10 protein-coding genes are annotated in these 18,160 nt (G+C 69.0%); 8 read left to right on the top strand and 2 right to left on the bottom strand.

What is annotated here, in order from left to right:
• Positions 1–490 precede the first annotated feature (490 nt).
• The 8 genes from AC07S4_RS12090 to AC07S4_RS12055 all read left to right on the top strand — a co-directional run bounded on the left by AC07S4_RS12090 (position 491) and on the right by AC07S4_RS12055 (position 15,474).
• Positions 491–2,761 carry a M4 family metallopeptidase gene (locus AC07S4_RS12090; protein WP_494986883.1) on the top strand — a complete coding sequence of 757 codons (2,271 nt, stop codon included), beginning with the start codon at positions 491–493 and terminating at the stop codon, positions 2,759–2,761.
• Positions 2,762–2,818: 57 nt separating this feature from the next.
• On the top strand, positions 2,819–4,069 hold the full coding sequence (locus AC07S4_RS12085) for a M24 family metallopeptidase (protein ID WP_494986882.1): 1,251 nt from the start codon (positions 2,819–2,821) through the stop codon (positions 4,067–4,069).
• Positions 4,070–4,147: 78 nt separating this feature from the next.
• A complete protein-coding gene (locus AC07S4_RS12080) occupies positions 4,148–5,812 on the top strand; it encodes a DUF1800 domain-containing protein (protein WP_494986881.1) in 1,665 nt (554 codons plus the stop codon).
• Complete coding sequence (locus tag AC07S4_RS12075) at positions 5,812–7,161, top strand: DUF1501 domain-containing protein (RefSeq protein WP_494986880.1); 1,350 nt, start codon at positions 5,812–5,814, stop codon at positions 7,159–7,161. The genes AC07S4_RS12080 and AC07S4_RS12075 overlap by 1 nt, the downstream gene beginning before the upstream one ends.
• Positions 7,162–7,167: 6 nt before the next feature.
• Positions 7,168–9,774 carry a DUF4214 domain-containing protein gene (locus AC07S4_RS12070; RefSeq protein ID WP_494986879.1) on the top strand — a complete coding sequence of 869 codons (2,607 nt, stop codon included), beginning with the start codon at positions 7,168–7,170 and terminating at the stop codon, positions 9,772–9,774.
• Positions 9,775–9,858: 84 nt separating this feature from the next.
• The gene (locus AC07S4_RS12065) at positions 9,859–11,523 is read left to right on the top strand and encodes a DUF1800 domain-containing protein (protein WP_494986878.1); all 1,665 of its coding nucleotides are present in this window, start codon (positions 9,859–9,861) and stop codon (positions 11,521–11,523) included.
• Entirely contained in the window at positions 11,520–12,851 is a 1,332-nt protein-coding gene (locus AC07S4_RS12060) for a DUF1501 domain-containing protein (RefSeq protein WP_494986877.1), read from the top strand. Before AC07S4_RS12065 ends, AC07S4_RS12060 begins: the two co-directional genes overlap by 4 nt.
• A 4-nt stretch (positions 12,852–12,855) precedes the next feature.
• Positions 12,856–15,474 (top strand): DUF4214 domain-containing protein, encoded by a 2,619-nt coding sequence (locus AC07S4_RS12055; RefSeq protein ID WP_494986876.1) that lies wholly within the window; start codon positions 12,856–12,858, stop codon positions 15,472–15,474.
• Between the two features lie 5 nt (positions 15,475–15,479).
• Here the strand turns inward: AC07S4_RS12055 and paaZ are convergent, their stop codons facing one another.
• Together paaZ and AC07S4_RS12045 are read right to left on the bottom strand one after the other, a co-directional pair.
• Positions 15,480–17,525, bottom strand: coding sequence for a phenylacetic acid degradation bifunctional protein PaaZ (gene paaZ, locus AC07S4_RS12050; protein ID WP_494986875.1), 2,046 nt, complete (start codon positions 17,523–17,525; stop codon positions 15,480–15,482).
• Between the two features lie 19 nt (positions 17,526–17,544).
• The gene (locus tag AC07S4_RS12045; protein WP_494986874.1) at positions 17,545–18,156 is read right to left on the bottom strand and encodes a phenylacetic acid degradation protein PaaY; all 612 of its coding nucleotides are present in this window, start codon (positions 18,154–18,156) and stop codon (positions 17,545–17,547) included.
• Between the last annotated feature and the right edge of the window lie 4 nt (positions 18,157–18,160).

The following is an 18,160-nucleotide window of genomic DNA, read 5'->3' as shown; positions in this document are numbered from 1 at the left end:
TGTGCGGTCCGGTCCTGCCGGTCCATGCCCTCTCTTGCCCTGGGGATGTTGGCCTAAGTCGGCGGTGGTGGCGCTGTGCGTTTGCTCATGTTCTCTGCTCCCTGTGGTTCCCGGTGCGCATCGTTTTTATCGGGTCTGGCCCTGCGCTTTATGCTCCTAGTGTAGATCGCAACATTAAGAAATTGCAACCCGCGCACGCTGCGGAAGCGGGCAATGTGTCGCGCCGGTGACGAAAATAGAGTGTTACATCTAGTTCGTTGTAAGCGCCACACAGTATCGGGCCCAAACCCGCCTATCGTGCGCCATCACTAGCAATTGCTAAGCTAATTCGCCGCTGGTTCAACACCCGGCGCGCGTGCAACTTTGTCCCAAATTTAACAAATTCCGCCGGCGCGACTCATTTCTCAAGTTTTTTGACTTGCCCCCCGGCCCAGGAATAGTGTCGCAGCGCTGGCCCATGCCAGAACCAATTACGCCCCCTGGAGACAAGATGAATCTACGTAAGAACCTGCTTGCCGCATCCATCGCCACCCTGCCGATGATGCTTGCCCACGCCGCCGGCCCGCAAATGATGGCCGCCCCCGTCGCCCAGACCTCTCCACAAGAGAGCGCGAGCCTGGCCGCCAAGCTGGCCAGCCGCCCCGGCTCGGCTGGCCTGGGCATGCAGCACGGCTTCGCCATCGCCGGCCAGCATCCCGGCGTGGCCGGCACCAAGATCACCCGCGCCCAGCACACCTACAACGGCCTGCGCGTGTTCGGCTCCGAGTCCGTGGTCGTCACCGACGCGGCCGACAACATCGTCAGCGAATCCGTGTCCGACCGCCGCGCGGGCCTGAACGCGGCGCGCGGCGTGGCCGCCAACGGCGCGCGCACCGGCGCGCCCGACCTGGCGCCGGCGCTGAGCGGCGCCGACGCCATCGCCGCCGTGGTGCGCAGCGTGGCGCCGAACGGCGTGCACCGCTGGGCGCCCCAGGCCGAACTGCTGATCTATCCGGTCATGAAATCGGTGCGCGTGGCCGCCGCCGTGAACAAGGCCGAAGCGGCCCTGAACGCCACCGACCTGGAAGAGGTGGTGGACCACTACGAGCTGGCCTACCTGGTGAAAACCCGCATGGCCGACAGCCGCAAGCGCGTGCTCTACCACGACACCGTGGTCAACGCGAAAACCGGCGCCGTCATCGCGCAGTGGGAAGCGCTGCAAACCGTGGTCGGCTCGGGCAAGAGCCAGTACAACGGCACCGTGCCGATCAACACCACCCTGTCCGGCAGCACCTACCAGATGAAGGACGCCACGCGCGGCGTGGGCGGCACCTTCGGCGGCATGGCCATCACCAACGCCAACCACGCGCCGGAAAGCAATCCAACGCCGGGCACCATCTACACCAACAGCACCAACACCTGGGGCGACGGCCTGCAGTACGTGAGCGGCGGCAGCACCACCAGCGCCAACGGCCAGACCGCCGCCGTGAACGCGCTGTGGGGCCTGATGAACACCTACGACACCATGAAGAACACGCTGGGCTGGCAGTCGCTGGACGGGAACAACACCGCCACCTACATCGCCGTCCACGTGGACAACAACTACGACAACGCCTTCTTCGACCCGAACTGCAAATGCATGTACATCGGCGACGGCGGCACCTCCTTCAACAACCTGGGCTCGATCGACGTGATCGGCCACGAGATGGGCCACGGCGTGATCGACGCCACCTCCAACCTGACCTACTCGGGCGAGTCCGGCGGCCTGAATGAATCGGGCGCCGACATCGCCGGCGAAATGACCGAGGCCTATGCGCGCGCGGGCGGCACCGGCACGGTGATACCGGCCACCGGCAACGACTGGGTGATGGGCAAGGAGATCTCGAAAAGCGGCCAGCCGCTGCGCTGGATGTACAAGCCGAGCAAGGACGGCAGCAGCCCGAACGCGTGGAGCAGCACGCTGAAGAACCTGAACGTGCACTACAGCAGCGGTCCGAACAACCGCATGTTCTACTTCCTGTCGCAAGGCTCGAACGCCACCTCGAGCAGCGACTACTACAGCTCCTACCTGACCAAGCAGCCGCTGGCCATGACGGGCGTGGGCAACGACAAGGCCTACCGCATCTGGTTCAAGGCCGTGACCACCAAGTTCACCTCGTCCACCAACTACGCCGACGCGCGCACCAAGATGATCGCCTCGGCCGAGGAACTGTACGGCGTGGGCAGCAAGGAGGCCACGGCCGTGAAGCGCGCCTACGCGGCCATCAACGTCGGCACCGACGTGGATGAAACCACCGGCGGCGGCGGCGGCACCAGCGTCGAGCGCATCACCAACGGCGGCTTCGAGTCGGGCACCACCGGCTGGGCCGGCAGCACCGGCGCCATCGGCGCCTTCAGCGGGCAGACCGCCTATGAAGGCACGCGCTTCGCCTGGCTGGGCGGCAACGGCACCACCGCCACCGAAACGCTGACCCAGGCAGTGGCCATCCCGTCGGCCGCCACCGCCGCCACGCTGACCTTCGCGCTGCATATCGACACCGCTGAAACCACCACCACCAGCGCCTACGACAAGCTGACGGTCACGGTGAAAAACAGCAGCGGCGCGGTACTCGGCACGCTGGCCACCTACTCCAACCTGAACAAGGCCAGCGGCTACCAGACCCGCACCTTCAGCCTGCTGCCGTACAAAGGCCAGACGGTGACGCTGTCCTTCGCCATGACGGAAGACTCGTCGGCCCAGACCTCCTTCGTGGTGGACAAGGTCAGCGTACTCACCCAGTAAGCGCCCCCTCCTCCAGAACTGATATCATCGCCGCCATCAATTCTGGAGGACTTCGGCATGACCATAGGCGTAGGCGGTAAAACAGCGGAGCAGGCACTGGCTAGCCTGTCGGACATGACGGCGGGCGCGGTTCCGATCGCCAGGCAGGAGCACCTGGAGCGCATCGCCCGCGCCCAGGCCTTCATGCGCGGCCAGGGCATCGCCGCCGTCTATATCAACGCGGGCGCCAACCTGCTCTACTTCACCGGCACGCGCTGGCACGCCAGCGAGCGCATGGTGGGCGCCATCCTGCCGGCGCAGGGCGCGCTGGAATACATCGCCCCCGCCTTCGAGGAAAGCACGCTGCTGGACTTCATGCTGGTGGAGGGCAAGGTCAACGGCTGGCAGGAGCACGAAAGCCCCTACCAGCTGTTCATCGACACCCTGGCCCGCATGGGTATCGCGGCCGACGCCGGCGCGCCGCCGCGCGTGGGCGTCTGCGAAAGCGCGGCCTTCTTCATCTACGACGGCATCCGCCCGCTGGCCGCCGGCTACGCGCTGGAGAACGCGCGCACGGTGACGGCGCACTGCCGCAGCCGCAAGTCGGCCGCCGAAATCGCGCTGATGCAGCGCGCCAAGGACATGACGCTGGCGGTGCACGTGGCCACCGCCAGCATGCTGCGCGAGGGCGTCACCACCACCGAAGTGGAACAGTTCATCGCCGCCGCGCACCGCAAGGTGGGCGCGCCCGGCTCCTATTTCGTCATTGTGCTGTTCGGCGAGGCCACGGCCTATCCGCACGGCGTGAGCTATGTGCAGACGCTGAAACAGGGCGATACGGTGCTGATCGACACCGGCTGCAAGCTGCACAACTACATCTCCGACATCACGCGCACTTATGTGTACGGCGAGCCGAGCGCGCGCCAGCGCAGCGTGTGGGACAGCGAGAAGAAAGCCCAGGCGGCCGCCTTCGCGGCGGCGCAGCTGGGCGTGCCCTGCGAACAGGTGGACCAGGCGGCGCGCCGCTCGCTGGAGGCGGATGGCTACGGCCCCGGCTACAAGCTGCCCGGCCTGCCGCACCGCACCGGCCACGGCATCGGCCTGGACATCCACGAATGGCCCTACCTGGTGGGCGGCGACGCCACCCCGCTGGCGCCGGGCATGTGCTTCTCGAACGAGCCCATGATCTGCATCCCCGGCGAATTCGGCGTGCGCCACGAGGATCATTTCTACATGACCGATAGCGGCCCGCGCTGGTTTACCGAGCCTGCGCACAGCGTCGACGATCCCTTCGGCCTGAGGCGGGAAAACCACGCATCCCCCAAGTAGTGGATGTTTTATTGACAATCATGCCTTATCCTTGGCGGGTGCCTGCGGTTACGAACCGCCTTCTGCCTAAGGATATGCATGAACGCCCTGACCCGCGCCGCGCGCTGCGCTGCGGCGGCATTGCCGCTGCTGCTGGCCGCCTGTAACAACAGCCCGGACGACGGCAGCGCCGCCGCCCCCACCCTGCTGGCCAGCACCGGCCAGGTCACCGTCAAGACCAGCAGCCCGGTGAGCCACTACGCGGCGGCCCGCTTCGCCGACCAGGTCAGCTTCGGCGCCACGCCGGCGCTGGTGGCCGACATAGAAAAACTCGGCTTCGAGGCCTGGATAGACGCGCAGTTCGCGCTGCCGGTGCCGCACCACGATACCGCGCCCGTGGCCCACTACGACGACCAGGTCCGGGCGCAGGCCGAAGCGGCCAATCGCTACTTCGAGAGCGCCAACCTGACGGCCATGATCGCGCGGCCGGACCAGCTGCGCCAGCGCGTGGTGTGGGCCATGTCGCAGTGGATCGTGGTATCGAGCAACAAGGTGCAGGAGTACGCCACCCTGACCTGGATCAATCTGCTCAACGACAACGCCTTCGGCAACTATGGCGCCTTGCTGCGCGCCGTCACCACCAGTCCGCCGATGGGGGTCTACCTGGACAACCTGTCGAACCGGCCCAAGTCCGACGAATGCCCCTGGTGCGCGCCAAACGAAAACTACTCGCGCGAACTGCTGCAGCTGTTCTCGCTGGGGGTGGTCAAGCTCAACCTCGACGGCAGCACCCAGCGCGACGCCGCCAACCGCCCGCTGGAAACCTACACCCAGCAGGACGTGGAGGCGATGACGCGCGCCATGACGGGCTGGCAGATGACCAAGAACACGCCCAAGGGCGACTACACCAACTTCGACGGCGTGCTGATACCGGAAACCTGGGCGCCCGCGCACGACCGCGAGGCCAAGACACTGCTCGGCACCACCATCCCGGCCGGCCAGAGCACCACCCAGGACATGGAGGCGGCGATCGCCGTCCTGATGGGGCACCAGAACATCGCCCCCTTCGTCAGCCTGCGCCTGATCCAGCACCTGGTCACCAGCAACCCGTCGCCGGCCTATATCCGCCGCGTGGCCACGGTGTTCCGCGACAACGGCAAGGGCGTGGCCGGCGACATGAAGGCGGTGCTCAAGGCGGTGCTGCTCGACGCCGAAGCGCGCAAGGGCGACACCCTGGGCGCGGACTCGCTCTCCTTCGGCAAGATGCGCGAGCCGGTGCTGTGGTACACCGGCCTGCTGCGCGGCATGGGCTGCACCGGGCCGCTGCGCTGGGACGCCACGCCGGAGTACCCGCTGCCCGGCATCGCCAAGCCCAGCGTGCAATCCCCCTTCATGCAGTCCAGCGTGTTCAGCTACTACATGCCGACCGACCGCGCCCCCGGCAGCAACCTGCTGGCGCCGGAGCAGCGCCTGCTCAACGCCGAGGAGCTGTCGGGCCGGATCGGCGGCTACGGCCTGCAGACGGCTTCGCGCCTGAGCAATGCCGGCTGCCAGGTCGATCCCTTTGTCAAGGCGCTGAGCAGCTCGCCGCGCGCCTTCATCGACCTGATGAGCGAACGCTATTTCAGGGGCGCCATGCCGCAGACCCTGCGCCAGAATCTGCAGGACCTGTCCACCACCCCCAACGGCAATACGCCGCTCGAGAGAACCATGCCGCTGCTGCAATACGCGCTGGCCACCCCCTATTATGGAGTGATACGCTGATGGACCGCCGCCACTTCCTGCGCCTGGGCGCAGCCGCCCCCACCCTCGGCCTGCTGGGCGGGGCCAGCCTGCTGGGCGCCAGCGCCAGCGCCGCCGCCGACGACTACCGCACGGTGGTCTGCCTGTTCCTCACCGGCGGCAACGACGGCTTGAACAGCCTGGTGCCCACCGACGGCGCCTACGGCGACTATGCCACCGCCCGGCCCGCGCTGGCGCTGCCCAAGGACAGCCTGACCGCGCTGTCCGGCTCCACCGCCGGCCACAGCTTCGGCATGAATCCCGCGCTGGCGCCGCTGGCGCCGCTGTACAACCAGGGCCGCCTGGCCTGGATACTGAACGCCGGCCCGCTGGTCAAGCCGGCCACCGCGCGCCAGGTGCTGGACCACAGCGTGGCGGTGCCGTCCTTCCTGCTCTCGCACAGCGACCAGGTGATGTGGCAGCAGGGCTGGCTGGGCGACACCGACGGCAGCGGCTGGGCCGGACGCTCGCTTGAGCTGCTGCCCTCGTCGCTGCGCAATCCGGTCAACGCCATCACCATGAACACCGAACGCACCCTGGTGCTGGGCCGCAATTCGCCGGTGTCCTACCTGAGCGCCTGGGACTCGCGTTGGTGGGGCACGGCCGACCTGGCGCAGCCGCAGCTGCCCGGCACGCAGTCGCTCAACCGCATGGCGCAATGGCAGTTCGCCAACCAGTACGAGGCCGAATACGCGCGCACCTTCGGCCGCAGCGTCTCCGAATCCACCATCTTCACGCAGGCGGCGCTGAACGCGCCCGCGCCCTCGGCCAACTTCGACGACAACGACCTGGGACGCATGCTGCGCAAGCTGGCCACGCTGCTGCCGGTGTTCAAGAAGCAGGGCTACAAGCGCCAGGTGTTCCTGGTGCAGTGGGGCGGCCTGGACACGCACAGCGGCCAGCGCGGCAGCGCGGCCACCAGCCAGGACGCGCAGCTGGCCATTGTGGCCCGCGCACTGGCCGCCTTCGACAAGGCCAACCAGGCCTCCGGCGTGGACCAGAGCGTGGCCACCGTCATGATGTCCGACTTCGGCCGCACCTTGCGCCAGGCCTCCGGCGGCGGCAGCGACCACGCCTGGGGCAACCACTGGTTCGTGATGGGCGGGCCGGTGGCCGGCGCCCAGGCCTACGGCACCCTGCCCACGCTGACCCTGGGCGGCCCGGACGACGGCGACGCCAACGGCGACGGCCGCTTCGTGCCCACCACCTCGACCGACCAGGTGGGCGCCACGCTGATGAAGTGGATGGGCGTGCCCGCCGCACAGCTGACCAGCGCCTTCCCCAACCTGGCCAATTTCAGCACCCAGACCCTCAACTTCCTGCACGGCTGACACGCCATGGATATCAAACTCACGGACGGCAAGGACAACTACACCCAGACCGACAAGGAAGCCTGGGACACGTACTGGGGCCTGGAGGGCGACGACACCATCAAGGTCTACCAGGGCGGCGTGGTGGGCGGCCCCGGCAACGACAGGATAGAACGCATCGCCACCACCGACACCTGGCGCAGCGTGGCCGTCAACTACTGGGACACCTGGCAGTCCATCTATGTGGACCTGACGGCCGGCTACGCCAACGACAACTGGGGCGGACGCGACACGCTGATCGGCATCGACAGCGTGGCCTTCGGCTGGGAGGGCGGCATCGGCATTGGCAATGCCAACCAGAATACGTTCTGGCTGGGCGGCGGCGGCCTGCACACCATAGACGGCCGCGCCGGCGACGACACCTTCTGGCTGCCCCAGTACGACAACGGCAGCCGCGCCGACTTCATCTTCGAGGTCTCCATCGACGGCAAGACGGCCACCATCACCAACTCGGCGCAGCCGCAGTTCATGGCGGTGGTCAGCAATTTCGAGCGCTTCGGCTATGGCGGCGACTGGAACGTCACCTATGAGCTGAGCAGCCTGATCAAACCATCCGACACCGCCATCAAAGGCCTGGTGGCGGCCGACGCCAACCGCTGGAACGTGGCCGGCGCGCTCGGCACCGCAACGGAAGTGAGCTACAGCTTCGTCGCCAAGGCGCCCGCCAGCGGCGTGGGCGCGAGCGGCTTCCGCACCTTCTCGGCCAGCGAACGCGCCGCCGTCAAGGCCATCCTGGACGCGGCCGCAGCCGCCACCGGCTTGAGCTTCAAGGAGGTCGCCGAAGACGGGGGCACGGTGGGGCAGCTGCGCTTCGGCGCCAGCCAGCAGACGGCCACCAAGGGCCTGGGCACGCTGCCGGGCGTGAACGGCGACAGCGCCGGCGACGTCTGGCTCGACCTCGAAACGCTGCTGCTGCTGCAGCCCGGCCAGGAAGGCTACGCCGTGCTGCTGCACGAAATCGGCCACGCCCTGGGCCTGCGCCATCCGCGCAATGTGGAGGCGGGCGACAACTACGCGGACCAGATGCTGGCCGCCAACGACGTCACCGGCCTGACCGTGATGTCGCAGACCGCCTCGCCGGACGGCCTGTATCCCTCCTCCTGGGGCGCCTACGACATCGCCGCGCTGCGCTACCTGTACGGCGCCAGGCAGGTCGCCACCGGCGACAACGTCTACCTGCTCGGCACCGCCGACTTCCAGTCCCAGCGCGGCCTGGTGGACGACGGCGGCGTCGACACGCTGGACGCCTCGGCCGCCAGCACCGGCGCCACCATCGACCTGGTGGGCGGACACCTGAACAGCGTGGGCGTGACGGCCGGCGGCGTGGGCGCCAGCGGCAATCTGTCGCTCGGCATCGACACGCTGATCGAAAACGCGGTGGGTTCGCGCTACGACGACGTCCTGCTGGGCAATGCGCTGGCCAACCGCCTGACCGGCGGCAAGGGCAATGACTGGATCGACGGCGCCGGCGGCGAGGACACGGCGGTCTTCGCCGGCCTGCGCGGCGACTACCTGATCAGCACCGGCTACGGCAAGGTCTTCGTCACCGCGCGCGACGGCGCCTCCGGCTTCGACACGCTGCTCAACACGGAAATCCTGGCCTTCGGCGACCAGACCATCACGCTGGGCAAAAGCGCGCTGGGCGCCGACCTGGCGCTGGCGCTGGACCAGAACACCAGCAGCAGCGGCCAGCTGCCCGACCCGAGCGACCAGGCCCGGGCCCAGGTGTCCTACGCGCTGTCGAAAACCCCGGCCAACGGCACCGCCGTGGTGAAGGCGGACGGCAGCTACACCTACACCCCCAAGGCCAACTTCAGCAGCACCGACAGCTTCGACTACATCCTCACCGACCAGCAGGGCGGCAACAACACCTACACCGTGTTCGTGACGGTGCGCGGCCAGGGCGGCCTGCAGGCCGGCGGCGAAGGCAACGACACGCTGGGCGGCCTGGCCACCAGCGACATCATCAACGGCGAAGGCGGCAACGACCGCATCGTCGCCAGCGCCGGCTATGACGAGATCGACGGCGGCGCCGGCACCGACAGCATCGTCTACGCGGGCAAGGTGGCCAGCCACGTGGTGGAGCAGGACGGCCTGCGCTGGACCCTGCGCAAACCGGACGGCCAGGGCACGGACACCATCGCCAACGTGGAGCGGCTGATCTTCTCGGACGGCGCGCTGGCGCTCGACCTGGACGGCATGGCGGGACAAACCTACCGGCTGTACCAGGCCGCCTTCGACCGCAAGCCCGACATGGCGGGCCTGGGCTACTGGCTGGCGGTGCTGGACGGCGGCGCAGGCATGCAGAGCGTGGCGCAGGGCTTCCTGCAGTCGGGCGAGGCGGTCACGCTGTACGGCGCCAACCCCAGCAACGCGGCCTTCGTCGACAAGCTGTACCAGAACGTGCTGCACCGCCCGGCCGACGACGCCGGCAAGACCTACTGGACCGGCGTGCTGGCCAATGGCTGGGCCACCCGCGAGGGGGTGCTGACGGGCTTTGCGGAAAGCCCGGAAAACCAGGCGCAGGTGATCGCCGCGATTTCGCACGGCATCGCCTACACGCCCTTCGGCTGAAGCAAACCGGAGCGTGACAAAGCCCCGTTCGTGTCCTAATCTTATTGCTTACAGGAAGGCGGTGCGGACCGCCGGGAGGTCGGAATGGGATGCTGGCGCTACTGGTGCCACCGGGGCCTGCGGGTCGTGTTGCCGGCTTTGCTGGCCGCGTGCGGCCAGCACGGCGGCAGTAGCGCGCCGCCCGCCGTCACGCTGGCCTCGACCAGCCAGGGCGCCCCGGCCGTCGGCCAGGTCACCCGCTTCGCGGCCGCGCGCTTCGCCGACCAGGTGAGCTTTGGCGCCACGCCCGAGCTGGTGGCGGCAATCGAGCAGCAAGGCTTCGAGCCCTGGATAGACGCGCAATTCGCCCTGCCCGTGGTGCACCTGAACGCCGAGCCCAACCGGCGCTACGGCATCAGCGAGGCGGAAAACAGGCGCGCCATCATCTACAGCGACAGCCAGATCGTCGGCGCCATGCTGCACTACCCGGACCAGCTGCGCCAGCGGGTCAGCTGGGCGCTGGCGCAATACATCCCGGTCAACGCCGACCGCGTGCTGCAATTCGGCACCATGGTGTACGCCAATTTCCTGCAGGACCATGCGTTCGGCAACTACGCCACCCTGCTGCGCGACCTGGGCACCAACCCGCCCATGGGCGTTTTCCTGGACAACCTGAGCAACCGGCCCAAGTCCGACGAATGCCCCTGGTGCGCGCCCAATGAAAACTACTCGCGCGAATTGCTGCAGCTGTTTACGCTGGGCGTGGTCAAGCTCAATCCGGACGGCAGCACCCAGCGCGACGCCGCCGGCAGGCCGCTGGAAACCTACGACCAGGCCGACGTGGAAGCGCTCACGCGCGCCATGACCGGCTGGCAGGTGGCGGTGCAGTCGCCGCAATACGACTACAGCTCGCTGGAGGGCGTGCTGGTGCCCGACAGCTGGAACGGTGCGCACGACCGCGGCGAAAAGCGCCTGCTGGGCGCCACGCTGCCGGCCGGCAATGACGCGCCCGCCGAACTGGACGCCGTGGTGCAGGTGCTGATGCAGCATCAGAACATCGCGCCCTTCGTGGCGCTGCGCCTGATCCAGCACCTGGTCACCAGCAATCCCACCCCGGCCTACGTGGCGCGGGTGGGCGCGGTGTTCCGCAACAACGGCAGCGGCGTGGCCGGCGACATGAAGGCCGTCGTCAAGGCCATCCTGCTGGATACGGAGGCGCGGCGCGGCGACGTGCAGGGCGCGGACACGCTCACCTTCGGCAAAATGCGCGAGCCCATCCTGTGGTACACCGGCCTGCTGCGCGGCCTGGGCTGCAGCATGCCCATCAAGACCGCGCCCGACCCCGCCACCGGCACCGGCATGTACGCCCTGCCCGACATCCAGCATCCCTACGCGCCGCCCAGCGTGTTCAGCTTCTACCTGCCGACCGACCGCGCACCGGGCAGCAATCTGCTGGCGCCGGAGCAGCGCCTGCTGACCTCGGGCGAGCTGGCGCTGCGCCTGGCCGGCTACTACGCGTCGCGGCGCGAATCGGCCTTCGCCGACGCCGGCTGCAAGCTCGACGCCTTCGGCCAGGCGCTGAGCGACTCGCCGCGCAACTTCATCGACCTGGTCAGCGCGCGCTACTTCGGCGGCGCCATCCCCTACACGCTGCGCCAGAACCTGATCGACATGGCGGCCGTGCTGCCGCCCGACGGCACGCCGTCCGGCAATGCCCTGCTGCTGCTGTCCTTCGCCCTCTCCACCCCCTACTACGCGGCCATGCAATGATGAAGCGGCGACATTTTCTGCAACTGGGCGGCGCGGCGCCGCTGCTGGGCATGCTGGGCGGCGCCGGCGCCGCCGAGGACGACTACCGCGCCCTGGTCTGTCTCTACATGCGCGGCGGGAACGACGGCCTGAACAGCCTGGTGCCCACCGACGGCGCCTACAGCGACTACGCCGCCGCGCGCCCGGCCCTGGCCCTGCCCAAGGACAGCCTGGTGGCGCTGGCGGGCAGCAGCGCCGGCCACCGCTTCGGCGTGAACCCGGCGCTGGCGCCGCTGGCCGCCCTGTACAACCGGGGCCGCCTGGCCTGGCTGCTCAACGCCGGGCCGCTGCTGCAGCCGGTGACGGCGCGCCAGGTGCTCGAACACAGCGCGGCCGTCCCCTCCTTCCTGCTCTCGCACAGCGACCAGTCCATGTGGCAGCAGGGCTGGAGCGGGGACAGCGACCCCAGCGGCTGGGCCGGACGCGCGCTGGAGCTGCTGCCGTCGGCGCTGCGCAACCCGGCCAGCGCGGTCACCATGACCACCGAGCGCACGCTGGTGCTGGGGCGCAAATCGGCGGTGGCCTACCTCAGCCCCGACGAGTCGCGCTACTGGGGCACGGCCGACCTGGCCCAGCCGGCGCTGGCCGCCACCCAGACCCTGAACCGCATGGCGCAGTGGCAGTTCGCCAACCAGTACAAGGCCGAGTATGCGCGCACTTTCGGCCGCAGCGTGCAGGAGTCCGCCCTGTTCACCCAGGCCCTGCTCAGCGCGCCGGAACCCAAGGCCGCCTTCGACGGCTCGGCGCTGGGGCGCAGCCTGCGCAAGCTGGCCATGCTGATGCCGGTGTTCCGCCGGCAGGGCTACCGGCGCCAGGTTTTCCTGCTCAACTGGGGCCAGGTCGATACCCACAGCCAGCAGCGCGGCAGCGCCGCCGGCAGCCAGGACTGGCACCTGGACCAGGTGGGCCGCATGCTGGCGGCCTTCGACCAGGCCAACCTGGCGTCCGGCCTGGACGCCAGCGTGGCCACCCTGCTGCTGAGCGACTTCGGCCGTACCCTGCGGCAGGCGTCCGGCGGCGGCAGCGACCACGCATGGGGCAACCACCTGTTCGTGATGGGCGGGCCGGTGGCCGGCGGCCAGGCCTACGGCGTGCTGCCGACGCTCACCCTGGGCGGGCCGGACGACATGGACCCGGGCCAGGACGGCCGCTTCGCGCCCACCATGGCCACCGACCAGATCGGCGCCACGCTGATGCAGTGGATGGGCCTGCCCACGGCCAGCCTGGAGACCGTGTTCCCCAGCCTGGCCAATTTCCCGCAGCGCACCCTGAATTTCCTGAAGGCCTGAGGCCATGGAAATCGCACTCACCAGCGGCAACGACGTCGTCATCGACACGCCGGCAACCGCCGTCCCCAACCATTACTACGGCCTGGCTGGCGACGACATCATCCGCATCTACAGCCACGCCGCCACGGGCGGCCAGGGCAACGACATCATCGAACAGCTGGCGCCGCCGGACGGCGTCTACGCCTGGGTCATCGCGGCCTACGGCGACAGCCCCGCGCCCATCAACGTCAACCTGGCCGAGGGCTGGGCCGAGGACGGCTGGGGCACGCGCGACACGCTGATCAACATCAGCAACATCGCCCTGGGCGGCGCCGGCGGCAGCGTGCTCGGCACGGCGCGCGCCAACCTGGTCCACATCGGCGGGCAACACAACCTGGTGGACCTGGGCGGCGGCACCGATACGGTCCTGCTGCCGCCGCTGCCCGGCGCCAGTTCCTTCGCCCAGTTCGCCATCAGCGTCAGCAGCGACGGCACGCGCGCCACCGTCACGTCGCCGCTCGACCCCGGCTTCCAGGCCACGCTGCTCAACGTCGAGCGCATCGGCCTGAACCAGGTCGACCAGCAGCTGCGCGACCTGGCCGAGTTCATCAATCCGGCCGACGCCGCCATCCATACCCTGCTGGCGGCCGACGCCAACCGCTGGAACGCCGGCGCGCCATTGGGTACGCCGGCAGCGCTGACCTTCAGCTTCGCCGCGTCCGCGCCCGCCAGCGGGGCCGGCGCCGGCGGCTTCCGCCCTTTCACCGACAGCGAGCGCGGCGCCGTGCGCGCCATCCTGGCTGCCACGGCTGCCGCCACCGGCCTGTCTTTCACCGAGGTGGCCGACAGCGCGCAGCAGCACGGCCAGCTGCGCTTCGGCGCCGCCGCGCTCGGCGGCCCGGACGGCCTGGCCACGCTGCCCGGCAGCGGCGACGCGGCCGGCAGCATCTGGGTCGACACCGGGGTGCTGGCGCAGGCCGCCCCGGGCCAGCAGGGCTACGCCGTGCTGCTGCATGAAATCGGCCACGCGCTGGGTTTGCGCCACCCGCGCAACGGCGAGGCTGGCGACCATTACGCCGAGCAGCTCATCGAGGCGCAGAACGTCACCGGCCTGAGCGCCATGGCGCTCACCGTGTCAGCCGACGGCTTGCACCCCTCGGCATGGGGCGCCTACGATCTGGCCGCGCTGCGCCAGCTGTACGGCAGCCGCGCGGTCAATCCGGGCGACACCGTCTACGTCCTCGGCCAGGCCGATTTCCAATCCCAGCACGGCCTGCTCGACGATGGCGGCAACGACACCCTGGATGCCTCGGCCGCCAGCAGCGGCGCCGCCATCAGCCTGCTGCCCGGCCGCCTCAGCAGCGTGGGGGTGACGGCGGCCGGCGGCAGCGCGCTGGACAACCTGTCGCTGGGCGTGGACAGCTGGATAGAAAACGCGGTCGGCACCCGCTTTGACGACGTCATCACCGGCAACGCGCTGGACAATGTGCTCACCGGCCTGGAGGGCAACGACTGGCTGGACGGTGGCGCCGGGGCCGACACCGCCGTGTTTGCGGGGCCGCGCAGCGCCTATCTCCTGAGCAGCGGCTACGGCAAGCTGTACGTGGCGGCGCGCGACGGCGCCAGCGGCTTCGACACCCTGCTCAGTATGGAAACGCTGCAGTTCAGCGACCAGCGCGTGCAACTGGGCGCCAGCGCCGTCGGCGCCGACCTGGCCGCCGTGCTGGACCAGGACACGGTGCTCGCCGGCCAGCTGCCCGATCCCAGCGACCAGGCGCGCAGCGGCGTGTCCTACCGCCTGCTGCAGGCGCCGGCCAACGGCAGCCTGGACATGACGGAGGCCGGCGCGTTCCGCTATACGCCCAACCCCAGCTTCGCCAGCGCGGACGGATTCAGCTACCGCATCAGCGACCAGAAGGGGGGCAGCAATGTCTACCAGGTGTATTTTTCAGTGCTGGCCACCGGCGGGCTACAGGCCGGCGGCAGCGGCAACGACGTGCTGGCGGGGCTGGACAGCGCCGACACCATACGCGCCGGCGCCGGCAACGACGTGATCATGGGCAGCGCTGGCAGCGACAGCATCGATGGCGGCAGCGGCAACGACAGCGTGCGCTACGAGGGCGCACGCAGCGCCTATGCGGCCAGCCCCGCACCGGACAAGGCAGGCCAATGGAGCGTGGCCAAACCCGGCGGCGCGGGCGCCGACACGCTGGTCGGCGTGGAGCGGCTGATCTTCTCGGACGGCGCGCTGGCGCTCGACCTGGACGGCATGGCGGGACAAACCTACCGGCTGTACCAGGCCGCCTTCGACCGCAAGCCCGACGTCGGGGGGCTGGGCTACTGGCTGGCGGTGCTGGACGGCGGCGCAGGCATGCAGAGCGTGGCGCAGGGCTTCCTGCAGTCGGGCGAGGCGGTCACGCTGTACGGCGCCAACCCCAGCAACGCGGCCTTCGTCGACAAGCTGTACCAGAACGTGCTGCACCGCCCGGCCGACGACGCCGGCAAGACCTACTGGACCGGCCTGCTGGCCAATGGCCTGGCCAGCCGCGAGACGGTGCTGACCGGCTTTGCGGAAAGCCCGGAAAACCAGGCGCAGGTGATCGCCGCGATTTCGCACGGCATCGCCTACACGCCCTTCGGCTAGCCTGCTCAGGCTTTCTTGGACACCAGCGTGAGGATGTCGTAGCTGGCCACCAGCTCCTCGTTCTGGTTGGTCACCTGCACGTCCCACGCCACCACGCCCTGGCCCAGGCCCTTGTCGTCGGTGCGGTTGCGGTCCACCTTGCGCTTGCAGGTCAGGCGCGCGCGGATGGTGTCGCCGATGGCGACCGGCGTGATGAAGCGCAGGTTGTCCAGGCCGTAGTTGGCCAGCACCGGCCCCGGCGCGGGCGACACGAACAGGCCGGCGGCGGCCGACAGCACGAAGTAGCCGTGCGCGATGCGCTTGCCGAACTGCGTGTCCCTGGCGGCGATGTCGTCGAAGTGCATGTAGAAATAGTCACCCGACACGCCGCCGAAGTTGACGATGTCCGCCTCGCTCACGGTGCGGCGGTGCGTCAGCAGCGAATCGCCGATTTTCAGGTCCTCGAAATGGCGGCGGAAGGGATGCACTTCGCTTTCGTTCACGGCCGCGCCGCGCACGTACTCGCCCGTCACCGCGGCCAGCATGGTGGGCGAGCCCTGCACGGCTGCGCGCTGCAGGAAGTGGCGCACCGCGCGGATGCCGCCCAGTTCCTCGCCGCCGCCCGCGCGGCCGGGGCCGCCGTGCTTCAACTGCGGCAGCGGCGAACCGTGGCCGGTGGAGTCCACCGCCGACTCGCGCTCCAGGATGTGCACGCGGCCGTGCGAGGCGGCGGCCACCGGCACCGCGTAGGCGGCCGTCTTCGTATCCTTGGTCACCAGGGTGCTCACCAGGCTGCCCTTGCCGCGCGCGGCCAGTTCCAGCGCCTCGTCTATGCCCTCGTAGGTCATCATGGTGCTGACCGGGCCGAAGGCTTCCACGTCGTGCACCGCGTCGTTGCTGCCGGCGTTGCGGCACAGGACCAGCGTGGGCGAGAAGAAGGCGCCTTCCGCCACGCCCTCGCCCACCAGCTTGTAGCCGTCCTTCTCGCCGAACACGATCTCGTTGCCCGCCGCGAGCAGGGCCAGGCGTTCGCCCACGTCGCGCTGCTGGTCTTTCGAGGCCAGCGCGCCCATGCGCACGCCTTCCACCGACGGATCGCCGATGGTGACTTTGGACAGGCGCTCGCGCAGGCGCTCGGCCACGGCATCCACGCGGTCTTTCGGCACGATGATGCGGCGGATGGCGGTGCACTTCTGGCCGGCCTTGCCGGTCATCTCGCGCGCCACTTCCTTCACGAACAGGTCGAACTCGGGGTCGTCCGGCGTGACGTCCGGCGCCAGGATGGCGCAGTTCAGCGAGTCCGCCTCGGCGGTGAACGGCACCGAGTTGGCGATCAGGTTGCGGTTGGTGCGCAGCTTGGCGGCGGTGTCGGCCGAGCCGGTGAAGGTCACCACGTCGGCCCCGCCCAGGCGGTCCAGCAGGTCGCCGGTGCTGCCGATCACCAGCTGCAGCGCGCCTTCCGGCAGCAGGCCGGATTCATGCGCCATGCGCACCACGGCTTCGGTCAGGTAGCTGGTGGCGGTGGCGGGCTTGCCTATGCAGGGCATGGCGGCCAGGAAGCTGGGCGCGAATTTCTCCAGCAGGCCCCAGATCGGGAAGTTGAAGGCGTTGATGTGTACCGCCAGGCCGCCGCGCGGCACCAGGATGTGGGTGCCGGCGAAGCCGCCGCGCTTGCCCAGCGCAATGGCCGGGCCTTCGTGCAGCACATTGGACGACGGCAGCTCGCGGCTGCCCATGCTGGCGTAGGCGAACAGGGTGCCGATGCCGCCCTCCACGTCCACCCAGCTGTCGGCGCGGGTGGCGCCGGTGAGGTGGGAAATCTTGTACAGCTCTTCCTTGCGCTCCATCAGGTACATGGCCAGCGCCTTCAGGCGCGCGGCGCGCTGCTGGAAGTCCAGCTTCATCAGGCCGGGCACGCCGGTCTTGCGGGCGTAGGCGACGGCTTCGCTGAAGTCGATGGCTTCGGCGTGGGTATGGTAGATCAGGCTGTTGTTCAGCGCGCTGTGCAGCGGGGTGGCCGCTTCCTTGCCGTGCCAGCGGCCGGCGATCAGGCTTTGCAGAGTTGGTGCCATTCGATTTCTCCAGTCTATTTTATTCGGTTGCGTTCTTGTGCAGATGCAGCGGCAGCGAGGACTCCCACTGCATGCGCTGGCGGTCCGGCTCCACCTCGGTCAGCGCCACGGTCTCGCGCATGGTGGCGAGCGAGCGCTCGCTCAGTTCCTGGTACTGGGCCGTGCCGGACGTCTTCCAACTGATTTCGTTGTCGCTCACCTGGCGGATGATGCGCGCCGGCGTGCCGACCACCATGGAGCGCGGCGGCACCACCATATTGGCCTTGACGAAGCTCATCGCCGCGACGATGCTCTCGGCGCCGATGACGGCGTTGTCCATGATGACCGAGTTCATGCCCACCAGCGCGTTGCGGCCGATGCGGCAGCCGTGCAGCACGGCGCCGTGGCCGATATGGCCGTCCACTTCCACCACCGTGTCTTCGCCGGGGAAGCCGTGCATGATGCAGCCGTCCTGCAGGTTGGCGCCCTCCTCCAGGATCAGGCGCCCGAAGTCGCCGCGCATCGATGCGTGCGGGCCGACGTAGCAGCGCGGTCCGACGATCACGTCGCCGATCAGCACCGCGCTTGGATGCACATAGGCGGTGGGATGGACCACCGGCGTGATGCCGTTCATTTCATATACTTTGACCATGGCC

This window comes from Pseudoduganella sp. GW821-FHT05F09 (genome assembly GCF_059419605.1).
Note: the sequence above shows the minus strand (reverse complement) of the source record. Positions and strands in the feature narration are given on the sequence as shown.